The organism is Gammaproteobacteria bacterium (assembly GCA_011682695.1).
Lineage (GTDB): Bacteria > Actinomycetota > Acidimicrobiia > Spongiisociales > UBA4744 > BMS3Bbin01.
The window spans coordinates 37,739-62,032 of record JAACED010000012.1; the positions used below are offsets into that span (position 1 = coordinate 37,739).

Below are 24,294 nucleotides of genomic sequence, written 5' to 3' on the forward strand. Positions count from 1 at the left end.
TATACGGGGCATGAACGGTGAGCGGAGCGCCGAATGACCACCATCAAAACCACATGTGAGCAGTGCGGGGACATTGAATTGCGCCCGGATGATCTCAACCTCGAGTTGGACCCGACCAATGACTCGGGCAGCTACTTGTTCAGGTGCCCGGCGTGTGGCGATCTCCAACGCCGACCGGCCAATCCTCGGGTTGTGAACGTGCTTCTCGCTACCGGCGTCACGTACGACGTCGTCGTTCCCGAACCAGGGCCGATCACCGCCGAGGAAATCGACCGATTCGTGCATGCACTCGACAGGGAAGAGGATCTCTGGAGGATGCTCCCCTCGTCATAGGAACACGCTGAGCACTGCGAGGCGCCGATCCCCCCTATCCCACGGCAGGGTCCGCTGCGGTGCTTCAACCCTTTCCGGCTGCCGCCGGGCCGCCTCCCGGCTTGGTTTCCTCCCCCAGCGCTCGTTTCGCTCCCTGGGGGACCGATAGACGCCCGCTCCGCGGTCTTGCACTCCTGCCACGTCACGGTATGAAATACGAAATACGAAGTACAAACCACGAAGCACCAAATACGGTGATCGAAGCGGCTCTAACATACAAACGCCGTGTTTTTCGACGTCAGCCCTACCGAACTCGTTTTCATCTTCCTTGTCGCACTGGTCGTGTTCGGTCCGCGACGCCTACCGGAAATGGCGAGGAAGGTTGCCTCACTGGTCCGCGAGATCCAGTCGACGGCGGGCGATCTACAGCGAGGTCTGGAACGGGAAGTGAAAGACCTGGCAACGCCGCTCAAAGATTCGGTCGAGCCTCTGACCGAACTCTCACAGCCGCTCGAGGGAATCACCAAGCCGCCGCACACCAGTGACGAAGCGACCCCGAGAGCCGCGGAATGTGGTGGAAAAGACGACGATGTAGCGTCGGACGATAGGCCTACGGATGAGTAGGGACCAGGCACGCCCCGTCCTCGAGCACCTCGAAGAACTGCGGTGGCGCCTCGTGAAGTGTGCCATCGCGCTGACCATCGGCGCTGTCGTCGCGTTCCTGTTTCGTGGGCAACTGTTCGATGTCCTCGTCAACCCATATCGGCTTGCACTGCCAGGCCAAGATCTCAACCAGTTCGAGGTGACGGAGGGCTTTTCGATAGCGATGCGACTCTCTCTCTTCGGCGGGGCTTTTCTGGCCAGCCCCATCCTGTTCTACCAGTTGTGGGCCTTCGTGAACCCCGCGCTCACGAAAAGGGAGAGGAAATGGACGATTCCGATCGTGGCCGCTCTCGTGATTCTGTTCGCCGGCGGCGCTGCATTCGGCTACTACATCCTCCCCAGAGGCCTCGTGTTCCTTCTCGGGATCCAGCCGGGGCTGACGTCGGTGATCGGGGCTTCGGACTACTTTGGGCTCACGCTGCGATTCCTCCTCGTGTTCGGTGTCGCGTTCGAGTTCCCCGTGTTCCTGTTTGCCGCCGCCACCGTCGGACTCGTCAACTCCACACAGCTGAAAAAGGGCCGCCGCTGGGCGGTGCTGATCATCGTGATCGTGGGCGCCGTCGTGACCCCGACAGGTGACCCGCTCACGCTGACGGCACTCGCAGCCCCCCTCTACGTTCTCTATGAAGCGACAATCTGGCTGGTGAAGTTGGCGTTGCATAAATGATCGGGTTCGACCTTGATTTCGAACCGGACGCGTTCCAGCTCGAGGCTGCGGAGGCGATCAGGTCGGGAGCGTCGGTCGTCGTGACCGCCCCCACAGGCTCCGGGAAGACGCTTGTCGCCGAGGTTGCGATTCGAGAGGCCTTGTCCCGAGGGAAGAAGGCCTTCTACACAACACCACTCAAGGCACTCTCCAACCAGAAATTCAACGACATGCGCGAGCAGTTTCCTGATGTGGGACTCCTGACCGGAGACAACACGATCAACGGTGACGCCCCGCTGGTGGTGATGACGACAGAGGTCATCCGGAACATGATCTATGCCGGATCGACGGCTCTGGCAGGCCTCGAAGTCGTGATCCTTGACGAGGTTCACTATCTCCAAGACCGGTTTCGCGGACAGGTGTGGGAGGAGATCATCGTCCACGCTCCGGCAGCGACCCAGCTCGTATGCCTCTCTGCGACCGTGTCCAACGCGGATGAGTTCACGGCATGGGTCCGCAGCCGGAGGGGAAGAACCACCCTCATACAGGCCGAGCGCCGTCCCGTCCCGCTGGTGAACCTCTACGCAGTGAACGATCGATGGAACGACGAAGTCCTCATGGACACAATGCTCAAAAAACACCGGCCGAACCAGTCCATCGAGTCACGTATCAGCGGCAAGGGGGCCCGCCGCTACGGTACCCCACGGCGAATCGAAACCGTGTCGGCGCTGGCCGCCAAAGGAATGCTGCCCGTCATCTACTTCATCTTCTCGAGGGCAGGCTGCAACGATGCCGCCGCAAGGCTTGTCTCGTCCGGCGCGAAGTTCACCGATGCCACAGCACGCGAGACCATTCGCAGAGTCGCCGAAGAACGGACGGCGCACCTCGATCCCGGTGACCTCACCGTCCTCGAGTATGAGGGGTGGTTGACAGGCCTGCAGGCGGGGATCGCTCCCCACCACGCAGGGATGGTGCCGGCGTTCAAAGAAACCGTCGAGGACCTCTTCGCCCGAGGCCTCATCAAAGTCGTCTTCGCCACCGAGACGCTGTCCCTTGGCATCAACATGCCGGCCCGCACCGTTGTTCTCGAAAGCCTCAGTCGATTCACCGGAGAAGCCCACGAACTCCTCAGGGCCGGCGACTACACGCAATTGACCGGCAGGGCGGGGCGACGTGGGATCGATGAAGTTGGATACGGCGTCGTCCTGCACTCACGATTCGTGCCTTTCGCACAAGTCGCCAAACTCGCCGCCGCCGGGTCGCACACGCTGCAATCGAGTTTCCGGCCGACCTACAACATGGCGGTGAACCTGGTCGCCAACTACTCCCGGGAGCGGGCACAGAAGCTACTGAACGCATCATTTGGTCAGTTCCAGGCGTCGAGGGGCATACGCAAGAAGGCACGATCCCTCGAACGTCGAGAAGCTGAACTCGCATCATTGCGGAATGCGGCGTCGTGCGACCGAGGGGACGTCGCGGAGTATCGAGACCTGCTCAACGCTTCTACGACCCGTGAATCCTCAGCCATGGGCGGGCTGCATCGCGGGCGAGTGATCGAAGTCGTGTCGGGCAGCAAGGCGGGTCGATACATCGTGATGAAACGCTCGCGGGGCAAGAGAGTCGAACTCGTCGTGATCTCGACACGAGGCAAGGTGGTTCGGCTGCGTCCCAACGACGTGGGACCCGATGCCGTCTCACTGGGCTCCATGGTCATGACGGACTCTCAACGGATGGGGGACCCGAAGTTCCGCGCGGACATTGCACGACAACTTCGAGCGTTTCAGGGTCGCCCGGATCCCCTGAGAAACCAACATGCAGAACTCGAACACCCGGTCGCCACGTGTCCCGACAAGGATGCCCACCTGCGAGCGCTCGAACGGGCACATCGTTTACAACGACAGAACCGGCAGCTTGGCAAGGACCTGGAGCTGGCACGGGGTGGCCTGGTTCGGGAGCTCGAGCAGATACTCGATCTGCTCGAGGATCGCGGCTATGTCGACGGCTGGAAGCTGACACCGCGCGGTGAACGCCTGAGAGTGATCTATAGCGAACTCGATCTGCTCATCTCCGAGGCTGTCCACATCGGACTCTTCGACGGCCTCAGTCCCGCCGAGATGGCAGCGTTGGTCTCGATGACGGTCTACGAGCCGCGAAAGGCCGCAGGTGGCACGGAGGCGTGGCCATCCGAGGCACTTCGCGAGAGAGCCCTCCAGTTGGAGGCAGTCTGGGAGGAGCTCGTTGCAGATGAACGAGCGAGGGGACTTCCACAGACTCGCCGACCGGATCCTGGATTCGTTTCGCTCGCATACCGTTGGACAATGGGAGAAGACCTGAGTGAGGTGCTCGGCACTCAGGAGGCGGGCGACTTCGTTCGAACGTCCAGACAGCTTCTGGATGTGATGCGGCAAGTGCGTGAGGCGGCTCAGCATCTCGCAGACCCGTTGGGAGCGGCAATTCGGGGCATCGACCGCGGCGTCGTCGCGGCCGTTCAGTGACGAGGGAGGGGAACATGGAGGAATGGCTTGTCTTGGTGAACCCAAAAGCCGGCTACCGCAGCCACGCCGAAGTCCGTACGCGAAAGGCGCTTCGCCACCACGGAGTCAACGCCACAGTCCGCGTGCCGACCACTGTGGAGGCGATGCGAGACGCGGTCGACGTAGGTGTTCGCGAGGGCCGGACGCGATTCGTCGCGGTTGGAGGCGATGGAACCGTCAATGTCGTCGTCGACCAACTCTTGCAGCACGATTGGATTGAGCCCCCTGTCGTGGGGTTGCTCCCCTCCGGATCCGGCTCAGATCTCGCGAGGACATTCGACATCGCCCAGAGCATCGAAGAGGCAACACCGACGCTGCTCGGCGACGCTCACGAGAGGGTCGACGTGGGTGTCCTCGAGGGCGACTGGGGGAGTCGGTACTTCGTCAACGTGGCAGAAGCGGGAATCACCGCGGCGGTGCTGCACCGTTCCTTGACCTTGCCGCGATGGTTGGGCTCCAGCAAGTATCACCTGGCACTGGCGTTGGTCTTCCCGCGCATCCGGTTGGTGGAGATGACTCTCCACGCAGGTGATATGGAGTTTTCGGGACCTTCGCTCCTTGCGGTGTTCGCCAACGCCCGGTATTTCGCAGGCGGTTGGAACATCGCGCCTCATGCGTCCGCTTCCGATGGCCTATTCGACATCCAGGTGTTCACGGCCTCCAAGAAGGATGTTCCCCGGCTTTGGTGGCTCGCCAAGACCGGATCGCACATCGCCGAACCCCAGATCCGCAGGGTTGTTGCCGACTCATTCGAGCTGAGCGTGTCCGCGCCGTGGCCGGTGGAGGCAGACGGCGAGTACTTCGGCGAAGGCTCGATGCGCGGGCACATCCGCCAAGCGGCGGTATCGATGAAGACGTCCCATATCCGAAGCTCCTAGCGGCGAACGACAGAGCGAAGCGCACCACCTCTGAGGCAGATGTTGAGGTTCCTGATCATCGGTCTCACAAGGCGAGAGAGGCGCTACTGTCAGATCGTGCTTCCGGCGGGGGTTTGTGGGTATACTCTCGCCGCTTCATACGAGAGAGAGGACCAGTGGCCCCCAGCGATGACAACGTCGAGGTCGGTCTCAAAGGCGGAGTTACCGACGAACTCGAATCCGACAACGGCGAAGTCGTTGACGATGCTCTCGACGACATCGAGCTGGACGAAGGTTTCGGAGATAGTGACCTCGATCCGGGCAGTGAGGACGACGGCGATGACAAGGCGGCCGAAGAGGCTGCCGAGGCCCTGGAGGAACTCGAAGCCGAGGAACTGGAGTTACTCGAAGACGAGGCCGCGGAGACGCTGCTCGTCGACGAGGCTGCCGAACTTCGCGCGATCCGGCGTGCAGAACTCACCTTGGACGCCGATGCGGAGGAGATCCGCGGAGACGAGTTCGTCTGCTCTTCCTGCTTCCTCGTCAAGCGGATCAGTCAGCTTGCAAACAAGCGGAAGCTGATCTGCAAAGACTGTGCCGACTGACCCCGCACAGGTGACCGTTGTCCTTCCGACGTTCAACGAGCGCGAGAATCTCGAACCGATCGTCAGGGCAGTGACGCGACACGGGTATCGCGTTCTGGTCGTCGACGACAACTCACCCGACGGCACCGGCGAACTGGCGGACCACCTCGCAACGGAGATCCCCTCAGTCGGGGTTCTCCACCGGCCGCACAAGGCGGGACTCGGCCCTGCCTACGCTGCCGGGTTTCATCTGGCATTCTCTGAAGGTGCCCGCATCATCTGCGAGATGGATGCCGATTTCTCCCATGATCCGGCGGCGCTTCCGTCGCTCGTGGATGCAGTGGACCGTGGAGCCGCCCTCGCAATCGGTAGCCGGTATGTCGAAGGGGGCGCCACTCCAGACTGGCCGCTGCATCGGCGCTTGCTCTCCAAAGGAGGGAACTGGTATGCCAGGATCATGCTCGGCCTCCCTGTCCGTGACGCCACGGCCGGATTCCGGGCCTACCGGGCCCTTGCACTGATGCAGCTCGAATCCGAGACCTGTCTGGCCTGCGGATATGCCTTCCAGGTGGAATTGACGCTGCGAGCCGTGGATCAGGGTCTGCGAATCGTGGAGGTGCCGATCACGTTCGGAGACCGCCGCGAAGGTACGTCCAAGATGGGAGCCAGGATCGTCGCCGAGGCCATGTGGCTCATCACAAAATGGGGTGTCCGGAGAAGGATTGCAGGGAAATGACCGACGTGGCAGTTGGAGCACGACGCGCCAACAGTGAGGATCTCGTCGATCTGGCGCGGCTGTATCGCGTCCTCGAACGCGAGATGGTGAGCCTGCGTCCGATCTGGGCCCTCACGGACGGGCTTCCTGCACCAGAGGAATCTGCTCTCGATCGTGCAGTGATGGAACGCCTGGTGATCGTCGGAACCATCGACGAAGTCGTGGTCGGGTTCCTCATCGCCGGCCTCACTGAGTTGCTGCCGCAAGCTGGAGGCGAGCGAACGGCATCGATCGATCTGGTCTTCACTGAACACGACGCGAGAGGAATCGGTGTGGGAGAGGCCATGCTGGACACCGCCCTCGGCGACCTGCGAACCCGTGGCATACGAAGATTCGACGTCGCGGTGCTGCCGGGCCACCGCCCGGCGAAGAACTTCTTCGAAGCACACGGGTTCAAAGCTCGCTCGATCATCATGCACCATGAAGACCTCTGATCGAACCCCGATTCCGGGCGTGGGCGTCGTCATCATTCGCGATGGAGAGCTGCTGCTCATTCGCAGAGGTCGCGGGGCGAACAAAGGCCTCTGGGCGGTACCCGGCGGCAAAGTCAGGTTCGGGGAGACGCTCGAGGCTGCCGCCATACGTGAGGCACGAGAGGAGACAGGTCTCGAGATCGCCCTCGGAGACGTGGTGTGGGTAGGTGACGCAATCGGTCCCGGGGATCCACCAGCGTGGCATTTCACCCTGGTCGACTTCCTCGCGAGCGTTCTTGGCGGGACGTTGCGTGCCGGCGACGACGCGGTGGAGATCGAATGGGTTGCGTTGGAGGACGTGCTGGAGCGGCCAGTCACACCAACCATGGTCGACCTGATGGACGTGCTGCTCGACGCGACAGAGTCCCGTCCGTTCAGAAAGACCTGAGGACAAGGCCGGCGCGCGGTTTCGGAACGAACAGGGTCGTCTTCCGAGGAAAACGAAGCCGCTGCTCCGCTGCGTCGGAGACTGCTTCCTCCGGCACTGCAGCCATGAGCAGAACTGCACCATCGGGAGCTCCGGCGAGCTCCGCGATCAAGCGCTCGGGATCCGGATGGAACACAGCATCTTCTTCCCCGACGCCGCACCGGGGATACAGCAGCTCGCGCGCTACGGCCGTGCTTGCGCTTCTCCATGATGGTGGAAGAGCCTGAATCGGACCCGCCTTCGGAATCAGAAGCTTCGACTCTCCGGTGGTGACCATCGTGATGGAGCCGGGCACCGTCGGAGGCGACGGTGGGGCAGTTTCCACGTCGAAGATGTCACCGATCTCCTCCACGCGAAGGATCGGAAAGAATCGGTGAATGGGATGTATCTGCAATCCACTGCCCTGGGCCGGAGCCACGAAGGCCATGATTGCGTCCCATCCACCCCGGCCTTCGTGGGAAGCCTGGTACTCGAGAGCCGCCGTGAACCGATGGTGCCCATCCGCGATGGCGAGAGGATGCGTGTCAACGGCTTCGGCAATTGCCGGTACCTGCCGTTCCAGGTCATACAGCGCATGGCGGACGCCGTCGGCTTCGAACGCGAAACGAGGAGAGCCTTCCGGTTCGAGAAGAGCGGGAAGCCCAGGTGCGGGGGAGAGGGCAATGATCAGATCCAGGTTCGAGCGGGTTGCCCGCAGAAGCTCCAACCGGTCGACTCCCGTGTGTGCCATCGTCTCCTCGTGGCCGAGGATCCGCTTGCCGATCGGTTCGAGAGCCAGAGCACCGATCACACCACGCGCCTCTCGTTCGACGCCCTCATCCGTCCGGTAGCGCATCGTGTAGAGGTAGAAGCGCGGATCTGTGTCGATCTGCAGCGTTCCATCCCCGAGCCAGGCTTCGAGAAGGTCTGCAGATTCCTGATACGTCTTCGGGAGCAGGAGCCTCACCATGTTATGTGGCGAGGTGTCACGTAACGTGGCAGCATCGTCGATCATGTCGTATGGCGGGCTGGTGCAGGCAGCCACATTGGCCGTGAACGTGGTTCCTCGGAAAGGTGTAAACATGGCGGGAGTTCTAGTCGGTGCAGGGCGATTCGGCAATGTCCTCTGCGATCTCAACGGTGTCCTCAACCGGGACACCGAAGCGATCCCCGGCGCGGGGGATGCTCTGCAACGTCTCGACGAAGCGGGATTCGCCATCGTCTTCGTCACGAACAACTCGACGGGAACGTGTGCAGATGTCGCCAACGAGATCACCCGCCTCAACGGCTACGCGGCCTCACCGGACCAGGTCATCGGTTCCGCCCAAGCCGCCGCCGCACTTCTTGCACCGGATCGGCCGGCATCCTTGGTCCTCGGAGGGAAGGGAATCGTGTCAGCGTTGACCGAACGCGAAATCCCCATCGTCGATGACCCTTCCGCCGCCGAAGCCGTGGTCGTGGGACTCGACGTCCACCTCAACTACCGGCGCCTCGACAGGGCGGCGTCTGCCATCCGTAGGGGAGCGCGATTCATTGCCACCAACACGGACGCCACCTTTCCCGGACCAGAGGATCTCCACTGTGGCGCGGGTGCGATCGTCGCCGCGATCGCCACTGCATCCGGACGAACGCCGACGGTCGCAGGCAAACCTCACTCTGCGATACGGACACTGGTGAAACAGCGGCTGATACCCGGTCCCGTGTGGGTAGTGGGGGATCGTCCCGAGACCGATCTGGCCATGGCGAAGGCCGAACACTGGAACGCTGCTTTGGTCCTCACGGGCGTTCTCTCGGACCTGGACGAAGTTCCATCCGACCTGAAACCGGATCTCGTCACCGCGTCTCTGGTCGAGTTCGCCGATATCGTGATACGCGGTCGGATCAGCGCAGGGCAATGATCCGACGCCGGCGGACCCGTCTGAGCAGTGCTGGTCGCATGAGGGCCGCCACGGTAACCCCGAAGAGGAATCCGCCAACGTGTGCCTGCCACGCGACGCCCGTCGCTTCGACGAAGAACTGGCCGAGGAACCAGAAAACCAGAAAGATCGAAGCTGGGAGCGCGATCGGAAGAAAGAAGAGGATCGGGAATACCGACACAACTCGCGCTCTGGGATAAAGAACGAGGTAGGCACCCATCACACCTGCGATTGCGCCAGAGGCGCCGATCAAAGGGGTAATCGCTCTCGGATTGGAGACGACGAATGTCGCTGTCGCGACAACTCCCGAGGCCAGATAGAAGAGCGGATATCCGAGCTTGCCGAAGGCATCTTCGACGTTATTGCCGAAAATCCACAGGACCCAGAGGTTGCCGATCAGATGCAAAAAGTTCGCATGCAGGAACATCGACACGAAGACGCTTCCCCACAGGTTCTTGTCTGGATAGAGGGGTGGAGGCTGAGGAGCAGCCGAACAGCCTGTGAGATCGCCCTGGTCGAGGGGCGAACCCGAAGAGAGTTCGCAAGGGATCGCGGCGTGCTGCACGTCGAACTCCAGAGCAGCCCGCGCACCGTGGGGCTGAAGAAAGAAGAACACGAACGCACCCGCTGCAATGATCAGCCATGTGACAACAGGGCGGGTGATGCCTGGATTCGCGTCCCGGATGGGAATCAAATGACTGCTCCTGTCGGAATGGGATGTGATAATGCCGACGATGGATGATACGCAAGTCACCGAAATGCTCGACGAACTCGCCGGTATGGATCCAGCCGACGCCGTGGAAGCGGCCGAAAGGCTGGCCGACTTGCTGGCCGATCGACTCGAAGACAAAGCGGAGGACTCGGCCTGACCAGACGCAGGCTCGACATCGAGCTCGTTCGCAGAGGGATGGCTGCAAGTCGCAGCGAAGCCCAGGCTGCCATCGAATCGGGAACGGTGACGGTTGGGGGAATGCCAACCCCAAAGCCGGCAACCCTGGTGGACGACGCAACGTCCTTGCGTCTCGTTGGGCCGTCGTCACGATTCGTCTCACGAGGCGGTGAGAAGCTCGCCGGCGCTCTCGACACGTTCGATGTGGCCGTTGCCGGAAGACACTGCCTCGATGCCGGTGCATCGACAGGCGGCTTCAGCGACTGCCTGCTCCAGCACGGAGCATCCCCGGTCGTCGCCTTGGACGTCGGGTACGGACAGTTGGCGTGGGGGATCCGAAACGACCCGCGGGTGCGGGTCGTTGAAAGAACAAACCTGCGTTACGTGGACCCTGCCGACATTCATGCTCCCTTCGAGGTGATCGTGGCCGACCTGTCATTCATCTCCCTCTGCACGGTCGGTGCAGCGCTGGCCGCTTGTAGTTTCGAGGACACCGACTTCGTCCTCTTGGTGAAACCGCAGTTCGAAGCCGGAAAGGGCAAGGTTGGCAAGGGCGGGATCGTGCGCGACCCTAAGGTGCATAGGGAAGTGCTCGACAAGGTGATCGGCTGTCTCGAACAGTCGGGCATCGGTGCAAAGCAGGTGATTCGCTCTCCCATCCGGGGAGCCGGCGGGAACAGGGAGTTCTTCCTCTGGGCGAGACAGGGACGTGTCACGGTGGATGACGAGATGATTGCAAAGGTGGTGCACGCGTGAGGCTGGCAATGGTCGTACACGAGAGGCGTCCCCAGGCTGGAACCGTGGCAGAGCGCTTCCGGGAAGGCTGCCTGGAACGTGGCATCGAGGTCGTAGACCAGGAAGCCGAGAACGTTGACGCGGTCATCGCGATCGGCGGCGACGGGACCGTTCTGCGAGCTGCCAGGATCGCGCTGGAGTCAGGGGCCGCGCTCCTCGGCGTCAACGTTGGACGGAAAGGCTTTCTGGCGGATGTGGAACCGGCCCGACTGCCTGAAGCACTGGACGTGTTGGCATCGGGGATATGGCGCGAATCGGCTCGCATGACGATCCAGGCCCGCATGAACGGAGGAGAAACGGCCGTCGGCATCAACGATGTCGTGGTCGAAAAGACCGGAGGGCACAGCATTATCTCGATCGAGGTTCGGGTTGATGGAGAACGGTTCATCGACTATCACGCGGACGGCCTCGTGTTCGCGACCCCGACCGGTTCTACCGCCTACAACCTCTCTGCCGGTGGACCACTTATGGACCCCGAAGTCGAGGCGTTGATCATCTCGCCCGTCGCTCCCCACTCGTTGTTCTCCAAGTCGGTCATTCTGCATCCAGATGCCGAGATCCAATGCACCGTGGTCGCCGACAGACCTGCCGGCGTGAGTGTGGATGGACGAGATCTCGGAACCGCCCATAGCGGTGACAAGATCCTCATCGAACGTGGATCCCAGCAGGTTCGCTTCATCGATGTTTCGGGCACTTCGTTTCCTCGGCGCGTGAAGGACAAGTTCCATCTCAATGAGGACCGAAGGCTCGTGGGAGGCTGAATGCTCGATGAGTTGAAGGTCGAGAATCTTGGCATCCTCGACGAGGTCAGCATCGAGCCTGGTCCGGGACTGGTGGTCGTCAGCGGCGAAACCGGCGCTGGAAAGACCATGCTCCTTGGAGCGTTGCGCCTCTTGATGGGTGGGCGCGTACCCACCGACATGATCGGCCCGCGCGCAAAGGACGCCGTGGTCGAGGGCAGGTTCGTGATCGGTCAAGAGGAAACGGTGCTTGCGCGGCGTGTCGCAAATGGACGAAGCCGAGCCTATCTCGACGGGCATATGGTGCCGGCACGCGTGCTCGAAGAACGGACGCAGTCACTCATCGAGATCATCGGTCAGCACGATCGCCTGAAGCTTGCCCGGCCCGGTGCGATGCGCAATCTCGTCGATACTCGCCTGAGATCACGTCCCGAACTCGAGTCCTACCGGGACGCATGGGAAACAGCGAAGCGCCTCGAAGCCGACCTGGAGGCACTTGGAGGTGACCGGCGCGCCCTGGAGCGCGAACGCGACCTCCTCTTGTACCAGCACGATGACATCATCTCTGCCGGATTCCAGGCCGGCGATGACGAACGGCTGCGTCAAACCGCCACGCGGCTTCGCAATGCCGGCGAACTGACCGAGCGCCTCTCGAGGGTGCGCGCAGCACTCGAAGACACGATCACGGCCGCCGGATCGGCGATCGACGAACTGAGAGCCGTGGCCGGCCTCGACCCATCGACGACTCCACTGCTCACCGAATCCGACGAGGTGGCCGTCCGCGCAGGCGAATTGTTCACCCAGGTGCGCCAGATCGCTGAAACAATCGAACATGATCCTGCCGCGCTCGAAGTGCTCGAACAGCGCATTGCGCGCCTCGCCGATCTGCGGCGCAAGTACGGTGCCACCCTCGATGACGTGCTCAGTTTCGGAGCGCAAGTGGGGGAGAGACTCGAACAATTGGATCGTCTCTTGAGTCGAGCCGATGTGATTGGAGACGACTTGGAGGAAGCGAAGAGCCGACTGGCCGCGGCGGGAACGGCCCTGCGGCTCGCTCGACAGGAGGCGGCGCAGAACATCGAAGACGAGGCGGCAGGGCACCTTCGCGAACTGGGGTTCTCCAACGCCTCGCTTCAGGTAGTCGTGGAACCGGCAGAGGCCGGAGCAAACGGGGCCGACACCATCCGTGTCCTCTTTGCATCGGATAGCCGTCTCGACCCCGGACCCATCGATCGTGTCGCATCGGGAGGGGAACTGAGCCGAATCGTTCTGGCCCTTCGTCTGGCTGCGGACGTCGGGCATGTTCCCATCGTCGCCTTCGATGAGATCGACGCAGGCGTGGGTGGGGAGACCGCGCTTGCCCTCGGACGAAAACTGGCCAAGCTCGCGGTCAACCGCCAGGTGCTTTGTGTCACACATCTTCCGCAGGTCGCCGCCTTCGCGGAGCGTCACTTCGTTGTCACCAGGGAAGGGACCCGGGCACGTGTCGAGAGGGTGGAGGGAGAAGACCGGTTGCGCGAGTTGTCGAGGATGTTGGCGGGACTCCCAGAATCCAAGCAGGGTCAACGGCACGCCGAGGAGCTGATCGCCGCCGCGCAGAGATATGACGGCTGAGTTCGCCCACGGCCTGCTACCCTGACGTCCCGTGGCGAAATACGTGTTCGTAACGGGTGGTGTGGTCTCCAGTCTTGGGAAGGGGATCACCGCATCCTCCCTTGGAAGACTCCTCAAAGCACGCGGTCTGCGCGTCGTCAATCAGAAGCTGGATCCGTATATCAACGTTGATCCGGGAACGATGAACCCCTTCCAACATGGCGAGGTGTTCGTCACCGACGATGGTGGCGAGACCGACCTCGACCTCGGGCACTATGAACGTTTCACCGGTGAGAACCTCCGGCGGGATTCCAACGTGACCACTGGTTCGGTGTACCTGTCCGTTATTCAGAAGGAACGTCGTGGTGATTACCTCGGCGGCACCGTGCAGGTTATTCCACACATCACAAACGAGATCAAATCGCGGATCCGACGAGTCGGTGATCGCGACGACATCGACGTAATCATCACGGAGGTGGGCGGCACCGTCGGCGACATCGAGAGCCTGCCGTTCCTGGAAGCGATCCGCCAACTACGCAAGGATCTCGGAGCGCACAACACCGTGTATGTGCATGTGACGCTCGTTCCCTACATCTCGGCCTCAGAGGAACTGAAGACCAAACCAACGCAGCATTCGGTGGCTGAACTGCGAAGCCGCGGCATCCACCCCGACGTGATCGTCATCCGCTCCGACCGCAAGGTCGGGTCCGACGCGATTCAGAAGATCAGCCTCTTTTGCGACGTCGATCGTGAAGCCGTTATCAACGCTCTGGACGCGCCCAGCATCTATGAAGTCCCCTTGGAGCTGCACGAGGCCGGCCTCGATGACGTGATCACCAGACGCCTTCACCTCGAAACACCGCCTCCCGACCTCGCTGACTGGCGCTCGATGGTGGAACGTGCGCGAAACGCCACCCGACTCGTCACGATCGGCCTGGTGGGAAAGTACGTCGATTTGCCGGACGCGTACCTGTCGGTCGTCGAGGCTCTGCGGCACGCCGCTGCCGGTTCGGACTCGAAGCTGGATCTGAAGTGGATTCCCAGCGACGACATGGGTGGCCTTCTTGCGCCTGAGCATCTTGCAGGAGTGGATGGCATCGTGGTCCCCGGCGGGTTCGGGATCCGAGGAATCGAAGGAAAGATCTCGGCCATTCGTTATGCACGAGAGAACGGTATTCCGTTCCTCGGCTTGTGCCTCGGATTGCAGTGCGCGGTCATCGAATTCTCCCGATCCGTTCTTGGGCTGACGGACGCGGACAGTGCCGAATTCAATCCGACCACGACGAACCCGGTCATCGACCTGATGGAAAGCCAGCAGGATGTCTCGGACATGGGTGGAACCATGCGCCTCGGTCTCTACCCGGCCAAGCTCGCAGAAGGGTCTCTCGCCCGCCGCCTGTACGAGCAAGAGCTGATCTACGAGCGCCATCGGCACCGTTATGAGTTGAACAATCGCTACCGCACGGACCTCGAGAACGGCGGCATGCGCCTCTCGGGCACGGCCCCCGACGACTCGCTCGTGGAGATCATCGAGCTTCCTGGGCACCCATTCTTCATCGCGTCGCAGTTCCATCCCGAGTTCAAGTCGCGACCGGATGATCCACATCCGTTGTTCCTCGGCCTGATTCGCGCCGCGCTCGCGAGGAGGGCAATGCCTGGGGCCGCCGTTGAGACGGTCGGCGTTCCGGAGCCGCAAAGCCGGTGACACCCCTGAGGCTGATCGGTCGACGATTCCTCGCACATGGTGCGTTTCTCGATTTCGAACGACTGCACTACACGGCCTTCGACGGCCGCCACGCCGCCAGAGAGGTCGTACATCACCCTGGCGCCGTTGCCATCGTTCCGGTCATCGGAGACGAGGTCATCCTGATCGCGCAGGAGCGGATTCTCCGATCGGAAAGCGGCTGCTGGAGATTCCTGCGGGCAAGCGCGACGAGGCCGATGAACCACTCGAAGTGACCGCGATACGAGAATGCGAAGAAGAGATCGGCTATCGGCCGGGACGTTTGATTCCGCTGGGGAGTCTCTACACGACGCCAGGTTTCAGTGACGAGAGGATTTGGCTGTTCAGGGGAGAAGACCTGGAACCGGTGCCGACCCGACCCCAAGGGCCGGAGGAGGAAATGTCGCAGATCGTACGTCTGCCGATTCCTGAGGCGCTGCGTAGGGTTGATGCTGGAGAGATCCTGGATGTGAAGACCGTGATCGGACTTCACTCGTTGAGAAGGGAGTTCAGACCGTGATCATTGGAGTGCCCCGAGAGGTCAAACTGGGTGAACATCGTGTCGCCATCACTCCCGTCGGTGTACGTGAGCTCGTCGGCAGAGGCCACCAGGTCGTCGTCGAGACCCACGCGGGGGAGGGTTCGACGATCCACGACGTCGAGTACGAGGGTCAAGGCGCCCACATCGCCGCATCTGCCCGGGACGTCTTCGAAGTCGCCGACCTCATCCTCAAAGTGAAGGAGCCACAACTGCCGGAAGTCGCGATGTTGCGTGCAGAACAGGTGCTGTTCACCTATCTACACCTGGCTGCCCATCCGGATCTGACGGCAGCGATGCTCGAGCGCGGAATCATCGCCATCGCGTACGAAACGGTCGAACTTCCCAGTGGAGCACTGCCGCTGCTCGCTCCGATGTCGGAAGTGGCGGGGAGAATGGCGACGCAAGCCGGCGCCTACTTCTTGGAGAAAGCACATGGGGGCCGCGGCGTCCTCCTCGGCGGTGTGCCGGGGGTGATGCCGGCCAAAGTCGTCATCATCGGTGCGGGCATGGCCGGCACGAACGCCGCCATGATGGCGGCAGGCCTCGGCGCCCGCGTGGTCGTGCTCGACAAGGACGCGGCGAAACTCCAAGCCCTCGACGCTCTGTACCGCGGCCGGATTCTGACCCTGTCGTCAAACATGCTGACCATCGAAGAACAGGTGCGGAACGCAGATCTCGTTATCGGAGCCGTGCTGCTTCCTGGAGCGTCCGCTCCAAAGCTGGTGACCGAGCCGATGGTGAAGGAGATGAAACGTGGCTCCGTACTGGTCGACATCGCGATCGATCAGGGCGGGTGTTTCGAGACGAGTCGAGAAACGACTCACAGTGATCCGACCTACATTCTCCACGACGTCGTTCACTACGCCGTCGGGAACATCCCGGGTGCGGTTCCCCACACCTCGACCTACGCGCTCACCAACGCGACCCTGCCGTACGTCTTGGCGCTCGCCGACAACGGGGTCTCGAGAGCCGTCGCCGGCCATCCGGAGCTGTTGCTGGGACTGAACATCATCGGCCCCGCCGTCGTCCATCGAGCCGTGGCGGAGAGTCTCGGGTTGGAATATGCAGATCCAACGCAGATCCTCGACCACTGGCCGCATTGATGCGGAGATGGACGGCCCAGGCATCCGGGCAGGAGTCGAGGAATACCTCGCATCTCTTGCGATCGAGCGAGGGCTCTCCACAAACACGGTCACTGCGTATCGCCGTGACCTGCGCCAGTATCTGACGTTCCTCGACGGTCGACCGGCCACGGCAGGGTCGGTCGTCGAGTTCGTCTCGATGCTCCACGAATCCTCACTGGCTCCATCCACCATCGCCCGCAAAGTGGCCGCACTTCGAGGCCTACACCGCTTTCTGGTTGCCGAAGGCTCCGCCACCGAAGATCCAACCATCTTGATCGAGACGCCCAAGCTCGCGCGTAGCCTGCCAAAAGCCCTCACGGTTCAGGAAGTACTGAACCTGTTGGAGGCGCCCGATGTCTCTTCACCGCTCGGCCGCAGAGACCGCGCACTGCTCGAGTTCATGTACGCAACCGGTGCACGCGTCTCCGAGACGACCGGCATCGACATAGAAGCGGTCGACCTCGAAGATCGCACGGCGCTCGTCACCGGCAAGGGTTCCAAGCAACGACTCGTCCCGATCGGCGCCTATGCCGTCCAGGCCATTCGGACCTACTTGCACGATCGCATGGTGTTGACGTCGGGACGTCCGGACCCGGGAGCGCTCTTCCTCAGCGCCAGAGGGCGAAGGCTCAGCCGCCAGGGCGTATGGCTGATCGTGCGGACTCAGGCGCAGCGAGCCGGCATCACCCCCGACCGCGTTTCCCCCCATGTGCTCCGGCACTCGACGGCAACCCACATGGTGGAGGGGGGAGCGGACCTGAGGACCGTTCAAGAGATGCTCGGGCACGCTAGTATCTCAACTACACAGGTGTACACCAGGGTTTCCCCTCAACACCTTTATGAGGTGTACGTCATGTCACACCCACGGAGCAGGTGAACGCACAATGGACGACATCCGTTCGACACTTACGAGTGAACGTGAAGAGCTGGTTCATCAGCTCGAGGAGTTCGGCGCGACCGATCGTGGAAACCTTCGGTCAGATGCTCAGTTTTCTGGATCCTTCGCAGACGCCGGTGCCGCAACCGCCGAACGCAGTGAAGTGATCGGTATCATCCAGAGCCTCGCACGCCGCGTCCGGATGGTGGACCGAGCGCTTGCCAAGATCGACGAAGGCACCTACGGAATCTGCGACCGTTGCGGTGAGCGGATCCCCGAAGCCCGTCTCGAGGCTCGGCCCGAGTCTGTATTCTGCGTCGACTGTAAGTCCCGTTCTTGAGCCCAATCGTCCAAGGTCTGATCTTCATCGCGGTGCTCGTACCATCGGTGATTCTGCATGAGGTGGCTCACGGCTGGGTGGCGGAGCGTTTCGGTGATACCACTGCACGAGACGCGGGCCGGATCACCCTCAATCCTCTCGTTCACATCGATCCGATGGGAACGATCATCCTTCCGGCCGTACTCGCATTGACGGGCGCTCCGGTATTCGGATGGGCGAAGCCCGTCCCTGTTATCCCCGCGCATCTCCGCAGGCCGGTGCGCGACATGGCGATAGTCGGGTTGGCGGGACCGGTCACCAACGCGATCCTCGCTCTGCTTGCAGGTCGGCTGCTCCTGCCGGCCGTCTCAGGCTGGATAGGTGTCGCCGTGTGGGCATTCGCCTATGTCAACGTGGTACTCGCAATCTTCAATCTGCTTCCCGTCCCACCCCTCGACGGGAGCCGTCTCCTGCCACTCGTTCTGGGCCCACGCGGCCGCAGCGTATGGTCCGCGATCGAGCCGTTCGGCCTCTTGATCATCTTCGCGTTCTTGTTCATCCCCCAGTTCTCAGTCGTTCTGATGACACCCATCAGGGCACTCGCCCGGGTTGCGGGACTCGCATGAGCGAGCTCGGAGGCTGGTGTCATCTCGTACGGCGGTTTCTCGAGGTGCTGACGGCTCGCCCTCTCAACGAACAGCAGAGAGAAGAAGCTTCGGTCCTCCTGCGATCCGATGCCGAGGAGAGGGTGTTCTTCGGACAACCTGCTGCAGACCAGCAGCACGGCCTCGCTGCTGCGAGGCTGGTGGCGGGCAGAGTCGAACTCCGGCGAGCAGCATTGCTGCACGACATCGGCAAACAAGAAGCCAGACTCGGGGTCTGGGGCAGATCACTGGCCAGCGCCCTCGCAAGGTTCCACGTCACGGTCCGCGGCCGCCTGCAAACATATCTCGATCACGGGCCCATCGGCGCCGGCATTCTGCAAAAGCTCGGTGCGGAATCGATCGTCGTCGACTTCGCACGCCATCATCAGGGCGTGCGACCACCGACGATCACCCCAGATGACTGGGACACGTTGCGAAATGCCGACAGAAAAGCACGAACCCTGTTCTCGCGCGCAATACGATGAGGGCGCCGTGAAGACCTATGAAGTCAAAACCCCCGTGTTCGAAGGGCCACTCGATCTGCTCCTGCAACTGATCACGAGACGCCAGGTGGAGATCACGGCGGTGAGCCTGGTCGATCTGGTCGACGAGTATCTGAAGACATTGCAGACGCTCGGGCAACTCGACATGGACGTCACGAGTGAGTTTGTCCTGATCGCCTCGACGTTGATCCAGCTCAAGGCACGCCGCCTGCTTCCCACGGACGATGGCGTGGAACTGGATGAGGAGCTCGAACTCATGGAGGAGCGAGACCGGCTTCTCTCGCGCCTGCTCGCGTGCGTAACGTTCAGAGACGTCGCCGCGGTGATCGCGTACCGCCTCGAAGAGGCCGGCCGATATGTCGCTCGATCCGGTGGCATGGACTTCTCGCCGCTGCAGAAGCCACCGGAGACAGTGCTCACCATCAACGCCGAAGGACTTGCCGCTCTTGCCGAACGTTTGCTCGAGGCTACGGAGATCGGACCTGACCTCGATCACTTCGACCTCGATCTCCCGTCGGTGGGCGAGGCGATGGCTGATCTGAGAAGCCGAGTCGTCGCAGCTGCCGAAGCGGACTTCTCCGATCTCGTTGCACATGCAGAGCGAACGGTGGAGGTCGTCGCCTACTTCCTCGCATTGCTGGAGTTGGCCCGCTGGGGAGTCGTGGAGGCAAGCCAGGCCGGGTGGTTGTCGGAGATTCACGTCAAGGCGACCGAGACGAAGTCGACGGAGGAGGTCGTCAGTGAATGGGAGTGAGACGACAGCGGTCTCGGTCCTGGAAGCGATCCTGTTCGTTGCCGAGGAGCCCGTGCCTATCGCGGAGTTGGCCGAGGTATTGGAGATGAGCACCGAACGTGTGCAATCTGAGCTCGAGAAACTCGCTACCGAACTGGATGACAGGGGATCAGGTCTGATCGTGCGCACCGTCGGAGGCGGTTGGCGCCTATATGCCAGGAGCGGCGTGCGAGCCTACCTGGACCGCTATGCAACCACGGCGACCGCGACCCGCCTCTCTCCCGCTGCGCTCGAAGTTCTTTCGATCGTCGCCTACAAACAGCCCGTATCACGCGGACAGATCGCAGAGATTCGTGGTGTCGACTCCGGGTCGGCGGTTCGCACGCTCGAACGGCGAGGCCTGATCGAAGAACTCGAGCGCCTCTCCGTGCCCGGCAACCCGGCCGTGTACGGCACATCAGCCCTCTTCCTCGAGAAACTTGGCATCGGCTCACTCAACGATCTTCCCCCGCTCGCCGATCACGTCCCGCCTTCGCGGGTCGTCGAATCGCTCGAGGAAACCTTTCGTACGGACCTGTGAACGAGCGCCTCCAGAAACTCATCGCTCACTCAGGGTTCACCTCGCGCCGTGGTGCGGAGGAACTCATCAAACAAGGGAGAGTTTCGGTCGACGGTGCTCCCGCTCATCTGGGACAGAAGATCGACCCTGAGCACGCATCCGTCATGATCGATGGAGTTCCACTCCCCGTGGCACCAGGCCTCGTCTACTACCTGCTGAACAAGCCGCCCGGAGTCGTCAGTACGGTACGCGACCCGCAGGGCCGCCGCACCGTTGTCGATATCGTCGGCAGCGAAACGAGGTTGTATCCGGTGGGACGGCTGGATGTGGAATCCGAGGGGCTACTCATCCTCACCAACGATGGAGATCTGGCTCACCTGCTGATGCACCCGAAGTTCGAGGTTGCCAAGACGTACATGGTGCTCGTCGATGCGAACCCGACCGCCCGTCAACTCCGCATCCTTCGAGAAGGTGTCGATCTGGAGGACGGGTCTGCGGCCGCGCTCTCGGCGCGGGTGATCGATCGTTCGAAGGGACAAGCTCTCATCGAGATCGTGATGGGGGAAGGACGCAAGCGTGAGGTGCGTCGGATGTGCGCCGATGTCGGCCTGCCCGTCTTGAGGCTCATTCGGACAGCCATAGGGCCGCTGCGAGATCGTACGCTTCGACCCGGGTCGTTCCGGCCATTGACCCTCGATGAAGTGCGAAGCCTCTACGCGGCAGCAGCCCCATGAGACGCCGTATCACACCGACCACAGCCCGGGGAGAGATGACCGTGCCGGGGTCTCGAAGCATCACGAACCGGGCCCTGGTGGCGGCCGCTCTGGCCGACGGAGTGAGTTCCCTTCGCGGGGTCCCAGTCTGCGACGACACGCAAGCCATGATCGACGGTTTGCGCAGTCTCGGTGTGAGCATCCGCCGGCATGACGACCAGCTGTTGGTCACCGGCAGGGGCGGGAGAATCGGCAGGCCCGGAGCGGTCGTCAATGCGTTGGCTTCCGGCACGACCGCACGATTCCTGACGGCGGTCGCCTGTCTCGGTGAGCAGAAGGCCGTCGTGAACGGTGTGAAGCGGCTGCAGGAACGGCCTCTCGGGCCTCTCGTCGATGCGCTTCGCAAGATGGGCGCCCAGATTGAAGGTGAACACCTGCCCCTCCTTGTCGGAGGAGGCAGCCTCGTGGCCGGCAGCGTCGAGGTCGATGCCTCGGCTTCGAGCCAGTTCGTCTCGGCACTGGCCTTGATCGGACCCGTGATCGAGGGCGGTCTATCGATTCGGTGGGGTGAACTCGTGTCGAGACCTTTCGTCGAGATGACCGTGGAGGTCATGGCGACCTTCGGCGTGACCGTCGAGCTGTCCGATCGTGGTCTCACCGTCTCGGACCGAGCCACCTATGGGGCGGCAGAGATGTCGATTCCTCCCGACGCGGCGTCTGCCGTATACCCCGCGCTGGCCGCGGCCATCACCAGGGGCAGAGTCGTGATCAGGGGATTGCAGCGAGCCCCTTCCCAGGCAGACTTGCGAGTGTTCGACATGTTCCAGGAGATGGGTTGCCGTGTCGAGTGGAGCAGGACGGGTGTCCGCGTAGACGGTCCCGAACGCCTACGCGCGGTGGACGCCGACATGGGTAGTGCACCGGACGGAGCTCTCGCCGTGGCGATCGCAGCAGCGTTTGCCGACGGAACCTCGAGGATTCGCGGTCTGGATACGCTCGCAGCCAAGGAGAGCGACCGTACTGCCGGACTCGCCCAAGGGCTGACGGCGATGGGGGCCACGGTCGAGGTCGAGGCCGCCGGTCTCTCCATCACTGCCGGCGATCCTCGTGAAGCGACCATCGATCCACATGCAGATCATCGCATGGCCATGGTGTTCTCTGTCGCCGGGCTCGGCAGGAAGGGGATCCGCGTTGAGGACAGCGACTGTGTGGGCAAGACGTGGCCCGGCTTCTATGAGGACATGAATCGGATCTGTGGTTCGAGCTGGGCACGCCCAGACCCCCGGGAATCTGCCGAGTGATACCGGTACGTCGCTCGCCGGCGACACCTCCCAAGACCCCCTCCGTCCTCGGCAGGACTTTCCAAGACCCCCTCCGTCCTCGGCCAAAGCCCCGAGGACACCTCCCCCAACGCTCGCCAAGACCCCCTCCGCCCTCGGCCAAAGCCCCGAGGACACCTCCCCCAACGCTCGCCAAGACCCCCTCCGTCCTCGGCCAAAGCCCCGAGGACACCTCCCCCAACGTCGGCCTTGCGGCCTCCTGGGGGAGGAAACGGCCCTCGCTGGGGGAGGAAACGGCCGGGAGGGGGCCGGCGCCAGACAGAGGGGGAGTGCGGTGCCACCACCGACGCCGCGAGTCAACGCACTAGGGTTGCTGCGCCATGGAGCACCTCGTGATAGCGATCGACGGGCCGGGAGGATCCGGTAAGACCACGGTGAGCCGCGCTCTCGCCAAGGCTCTCGGAGTGGCACATCTGGATACCGGTGCGTTCTATCGAGCGGTTACTCTCGCGGCACTTCGGGCGGGACTCTCCGCTCCATCGGACCTGGCCGCTCTCGCGGAGCGCATCGATCTGCGGTACGAGGACGGGCACATGTATCTCGATGGGGAAGACGTCTGCGAGGCAATCCGTTCAGAAGCCGTCAATGCGTTCGTGTCGGTGGTCAGTGCAGAGCCGGCCGTGCGTAGGGCAATGGTGGAACGCCAACGGCGCTGGGTGGAGGAGCATGGTAACCGGGCTGTCGTCGAGGGACGGGATATCGGGACCGTAGTGTTCCCCCACGCGGAACTGAAGATCTTCCTCGTTGCACGCCCAGAGATCAGAGCCTCACGGCGGGCCCATGAACTCGACTCCCCCGGAGTAGAGAACGTGAAACAGGACCTCGCGCGGCGCGACCACCTGGACTCTTCTCGCGCCGTGTCACCGCTGAGCCCGGCAGAAGACGCAGTCACGCTCGACACCTCGGACGTGACCGTGCCCGACGTCGTCGAGCATATCCTGACTCTGCTCTGACGAAAGGTCGGGCTTCAGGAGTTCAGCGCGACCAGCGCCTCCGTCGCCGTCCATGTTCGATCCTTCTGGAGTGGTCCTGTCTCGCCAGGGCTGCGGACACAGAACCCTCCTTCCACCGCGAATTGGAGAGCGGTGAGGAAGCCACGCAACTGACGCGGAAGTGGAAAGTACTCGTCTTCGTCGGTGACACGCGCCACTTGATATCCGTTGCGCGGCGCGATTCTGTCGATCACTTCGCGCACGAGGTGATCTGGCGCCGAAGCGCCCGCCGTGACTCCAACGACGCCGACCCCCTCCAACCAGCGATCCTCGATCTGCCCCGCCGAGTCCACCCTGTGCGCCGGCGTCCCGGCTCGTCGGGCGACTCTGACGAGCGCCCTGGTATTCGACGATGTTTCAGATCCGACGACCAGGATCAGGTCTGTGCGCTTGGCGAGATCCTTGACTGCCTCCTGACGATTCGTCGTCGCATAGCAGAGGTCGCTGCGCCGGGCGGTGCGGAGCCCGGCGAAACGAGCCGATGCGGCCTCCAGCACGGCTTCCCACTCGTGCATTCCGAGGGTGGTTTGTGCGAGCAGAGCGACACGGGACTCATCGGCCGGCGCAAAGGCATCGAGCCCTTCTTCCGGTTCGACGAGCGTGATCGCGTCTGGTGCCTCGGCGACGGTACCGATGGCTTCATCGTGTCCTTCGTGACCCACATAGATGATGTCGAACCCTCGTTCGGCCATGCGCCTGACCTCATGGTGCACCTTGGTCACCAGCGGACATACGGCGTCGATCACAACACCCGCCCACGCCTGAGCCGCCTGCACGACTTCCGGGGCTGATCCGTGTGCGGACAGCATGAGCGGAGCACCATGAGGGACTTCGGCGATATCGTCGACGAAGACCACACCGACGTCTTCGAACGCTCTGACAACCCACTCATTGTGCACGATTTCGTGGTAGCAGTAGACGGGGGGATCAAAGACGCGGATCATCCACATGAGCGCTTTGATGGCCATCTCCACACCGGCGCAGAAACCGCGTGGCTCGGCGAGGAGTACCTGATCGACCATGGACCGATGGTAACGATGTGC

General features: G+C 62.5%; 28 protein-coding genes. 25 read left to right on the forward strand and 3 right to left on the reverse strand.

Translation table 11 applies throughout. The annotated features are described in order from the left end of the window. The first annotated feature begins 33 nt into the window (after window positions 1-33). The 9 genes from GWP04_03580 (at window position 34) to GWP04_03620 (ending at window position 7,232) form a co-directional block, all read left to right on the forward strand. Window positions 34-333, forward strand: coding sequence for a hypothetical protein (locus GWP04_03580; GenBank protein NIA24629.1), 300 nt, complete (start codon window positions 34-36; stop codon window positions 331-333). 264 nt (window positions 334-597) lie between these two features. Then, window positions 598-936 carry a hypothetical protein gene (locus tag GWP04_03585; GenBank protein NIA24630.1) on the forward strand — a complete coding sequence of 113 codons (339 nt, stop codon included), beginning with the start codon at window positions 598-600 and terminating at the stop codon, window positions 934-936. Continuing rightward, window positions 929-1,642 carry a twin-arginine translocase subunit TatC gene (tatC, locus tag GWP04_03590; GenBank protein ID NIA24631.1) on the forward strand — a complete coding sequence of 238 codons (714 nt, stop codon included), beginning with the start codon at window positions 929-931 and terminating at the stop codon, window positions 1,640-1,642. Before GWP04_03585 ends, tatC begins: the two co-directional genes overlap by 8 nt. Further along, the gene (locus GWP04_03595) at window positions 1,639-4,116 is read left to right on the forward strand and encodes a DEAD/DEAH box helicase (GenBank protein ID NIA24632.1); all 2,478 of its coding nucleotides are present in this window, start codon (window positions 1,639-1,641) and stop codon (window positions 4,114-4,116) included. Before tatC ends, GWP04_03595 begins: the two co-directional genes overlap by 4 nt. A gap of 14 nt (window positions 4,117-4,130) precedes the next feature. Next, window positions 4,131-5,033 (forward strand): hypothetical protein, encoded by a 903-nt coding sequence (locus tag GWP04_03600; protein ID NIA24633.1) that lies wholly within the window; start codon window positions 4,131-4,133, stop codon window positions 5,031-5,033. Window positions 5,034-5,296: 263 nt separating this feature from the next. Next, a complete protein-coding gene (locus GWP04_03605; protein NIA24634.1) occupies window positions 5,297-5,617 on the forward strand; it encodes a DUF4193 family protein in 321 nt (106 codons plus the stop codon). Then, window positions 5,607-6,332 carry a glycosyltransferase gene (locus GWP04_03610; GenBank protein NIA24635.1) on the forward strand — a complete coding sequence of 242 codons (726 nt, stop codon included), beginning with the start codon at window positions 5,607-5,609 and terminating at the stop codon, window positions 6,330-6,332. The genes GWP04_03605 and GWP04_03610 overlap by 11 nt, the downstream gene beginning before the upstream one ends. Further along, on the forward strand, window positions 6,329-6,805 hold the full coding sequence (locus GWP04_03615; protein ID NIA24636.1) for a GNAT family N-acetyltransferase: 477 nt from the start codon (window positions 6,329-6,331) through the stop codon (window positions 6,803-6,805). Before GWP04_03610 ends, GWP04_03615 begins: the two co-directional genes overlap by 4 nt. Further along, window positions 6,792-7,232: an NUDIX domain-containing protein gene (locus GWP04_03620; GenBank protein ID NIA24637.1), complete on the forward strand. Its 441-nt coding sequence runs from the start codon at window positions 6,792-6,794 to the stop codon at window positions 7,230-7,232. The genes GWP04_03615 and GWP04_03620 overlap by 14 nt, the downstream gene beginning before the upstream one ends. On the opposite strand, the gene GWP04_03625 is transcribed toward GWP04_03620, so the two are convergent. Then, a complete protein-coding gene (locus GWP04_03625) occupies window positions 7,219-8,334 on the reverse strand; it encodes a DUF1015 family protein (protein ID NIA24638.1) in 1,116 nt (371 codons plus the stop codon). The genes GWP04_03620 and GWP04_03625 overlap by 14 nt on opposite strands. Between GWP04_03625 and GWP04_03630 the strand changes: the two genes are divergently transcribed. Then, window positions 8,333-9,148 (forward strand): HAD-IIA family hydrolase, encoded by an 816-nt coding sequence (locus GWP04_03630; protein NIA24639.1) that lies wholly within the window; start codon window positions 8,333-8,335, stop codon window positions 9,146-9,148. The two genes, GWP04_03625 and GWP04_03630, sit on opposite strands and share 2 nt — an antisense overlap. On the opposite strand, the gene GWP04_03635 is transcribed toward GWP04_03630, so the two are convergent. Further along, complete coding sequence (locus GWP04_03635) at window positions 9,132-9,860, reverse strand: rhomboid family intramembrane serine protease (GenBank protein ID NIA24640.1); 729 nt, start codon at window positions 9,858-9,860, stop codon at window positions 9,132-9,134. The two genes, GWP04_03630 and GWP04_03635, sit on opposite strands and share 17 nt — an antisense overlap. Window positions 9,861-10,073: 213 nt before the next feature. On the opposite strand from GWP04_03635, the gene GWP04_03640 reads away from it, so the two are divergent. The 15 genes from GWP04_03640 to GWP04_03710 all read left to right on the forward strand — a co-directional run bounded on the left by GWP04_03640 (window position 10,074) and on the right by GWP04_03710 (window position 23,212). Further along, a complete protein-coding gene (locus GWP04_03640) occupies window positions 10,074-10,811 on the forward strand; it encodes a TlyA family rRNA (cytidine-2'-O)-methyltransferase (protein ID NIA24641.1) in 738 nt (245 codons plus the stop codon). Next, window positions 10,808-11,611 (forward strand): NAD(+)/NADH kinase, encoded by an 804-nt coding sequence (locus GWP04_03645; protein ID NIA24642.1) that lies wholly within the window; start codon window positions 10,808-10,810, stop codon window positions 11,609-11,611. Before GWP04_03640 ends, GWP04_03645 begins: the two co-directional genes overlap by 4 nt. After that, window positions 11,612-13,204 (forward strand): AAA family ATPase, encoded by a 1,593-nt coding sequence (locus GWP04_03650; protein NIA24643.1) that lies wholly within the window; start codon window positions 11,612-11,614, stop codon window positions 13,202-13,204. Between the two features lie 31 nt (window positions 13,205-13,235). Next, entirely contained in the window at window positions 13,236-14,888 is a 1,653-nt protein-coding gene (locus GWP04_03655) for a CTP synthase (GenBank protein NIA24644.1), read from the forward strand. Further along, window positions 14,851-15,426 carry an NUDIX domain-containing protein gene (locus GWP04_03660; GenBank protein NIA24645.1) on the forward strand — a complete coding sequence of 192 codons (576 nt, stop codon included), beginning with the start codon at window positions 14,851-14,853 and terminating at the stop codon, window positions 15,424-15,426. Before GWP04_03655 ends, GWP04_03660 begins: the two co-directional genes overlap by 38 nt. Beyond that, on the forward strand, window positions 15,423-16,550 hold the full coding sequence (gene ald / locus GWP04_03665) for an alanine dehydrogenase (GenBank protein NIA24646.1): 1,128 nt from the start codon (window positions 15,423-15,425) through the stop codon (window positions 16,548-16,550). The genes GWP04_03660 and ald overlap by 4 nt, the downstream gene beginning before the upstream one ends. Window positions 16,551-16,557: 7 nt before the next feature. Beyond that, window positions 16,558-17,448, forward strand: coding sequence for a site-specific tyrosine recombinase XerD (gene xerD, locus GWP04_03670; GenBank protein NIA24647.1), 891 nt, complete (start codon window positions 16,558-16,560; stop codon window positions 17,446-17,448). 7 nt (window positions 17,449-17,455) lie between these two features. Continuing rightward, window positions 17,456-17,788, forward strand: a complete 333-nt coding sequence (locus GWP04_03675) for a TraR/DksA family transcriptional regulator (protein ID NIA24648.1) — start codon at window positions 17,456-17,458, stop codon at window positions 17,786-17,788. Next, window positions 17,785-18,393, forward strand: coding sequence for a site-2 protease family protein (locus tag GWP04_03680; GenBank protein NIA24649.1), 609 nt, complete (start codon window positions 17,785-17,787; stop codon window positions 18,391-18,393). Before GWP04_03675 ends, GWP04_03680 begins: the two co-directional genes overlap by 4 nt. Next, the gene (locus GWP04_03685) at window positions 18,390-18,896 is read left to right on the forward strand and encodes an HDIG domain-containing protein (protein NIA24650.1); all 507 of its coding nucleotides are present in this window, start codon (window positions 18,390-18,392) and stop codon (window positions 18,894-18,896) included. The genes GWP04_03680 and GWP04_03685 overlap by 4 nt, the downstream gene beginning before the upstream one ends. A gap of 7 nt (window positions 18,897-18,903) precedes the next feature. Next, complete coding sequence (locus GWP04_03690) at window positions 18,904-19,668, forward strand: segregation/condensation protein A (protein ID NIA24651.1); 765 nt, start codon at window positions 18,904-18,906, stop codon at window positions 19,666-19,668. After that, a complete protein-coding gene (scpB, locus tag GWP04_03695; GenBank protein ID NIA24652.1) occupies window positions 19,655-20,227 on the forward strand; it encodes an SMC-Scp complex subunit ScpB in 573 nt (190 codons plus the stop codon). Before GWP04_03690 ends, scpB begins: the two co-directional genes overlap by 14 nt. Then, the gene (locus GWP04_03700; GenBank protein NIA24653.1) at window positions 20,224-20,940 is read left to right on the forward strand and encodes a pseudouridine synthase; all 717 of its coding nucleotides are present in this window, start codon (window positions 20,224-20,226) and stop codon (window positions 20,938-20,940) included. The genes scpB and GWP04_03700 overlap by 4 nt, the downstream gene beginning before the upstream one ends. Further along, window positions 20,937-22,220: a 3-phosphoshikimate 1-carboxyvinyltransferase gene (gene aroA, locus GWP04_03705; protein NIA24654.1), complete on the forward strand. Its 1,284-nt coding sequence runs from the start codon at window positions 20,937-20,939 to the stop codon at window positions 22,218-22,220. The genes GWP04_03700 and aroA overlap by 4 nt, the downstream gene beginning before the upstream one ends. 359 nt (window positions 22,221-22,579) lie before the next feature. Then, window positions 22,580-23,212, forward strand: a complete 633-nt coding sequence (locus GWP04_03710) for a (d)CMP kinase (GenBank protein ID NIA24655.1) — start codon at window positions 22,580-22,582, stop codon at window positions 23,210-23,212. A gap of 14 nt (window positions 23,213-23,226) precedes the next feature. Here the strand turns inward: GWP04_03710 and ispH are convergent, their stop codons facing one another. Further along, window positions 23,227-24,273, reverse strand: a complete 1,047-nt coding sequence (ispH, locus tag GWP04_03715; protein ID NIA24656.1) for a 4-hydroxy-3-methylbut-2-enyl diphosphate reductase — start codon at window positions 24,271-24,273, stop codon at window positions 23,227-23,229. Window positions 24,274-24,294 lie beyond the last annotated feature (21 nt).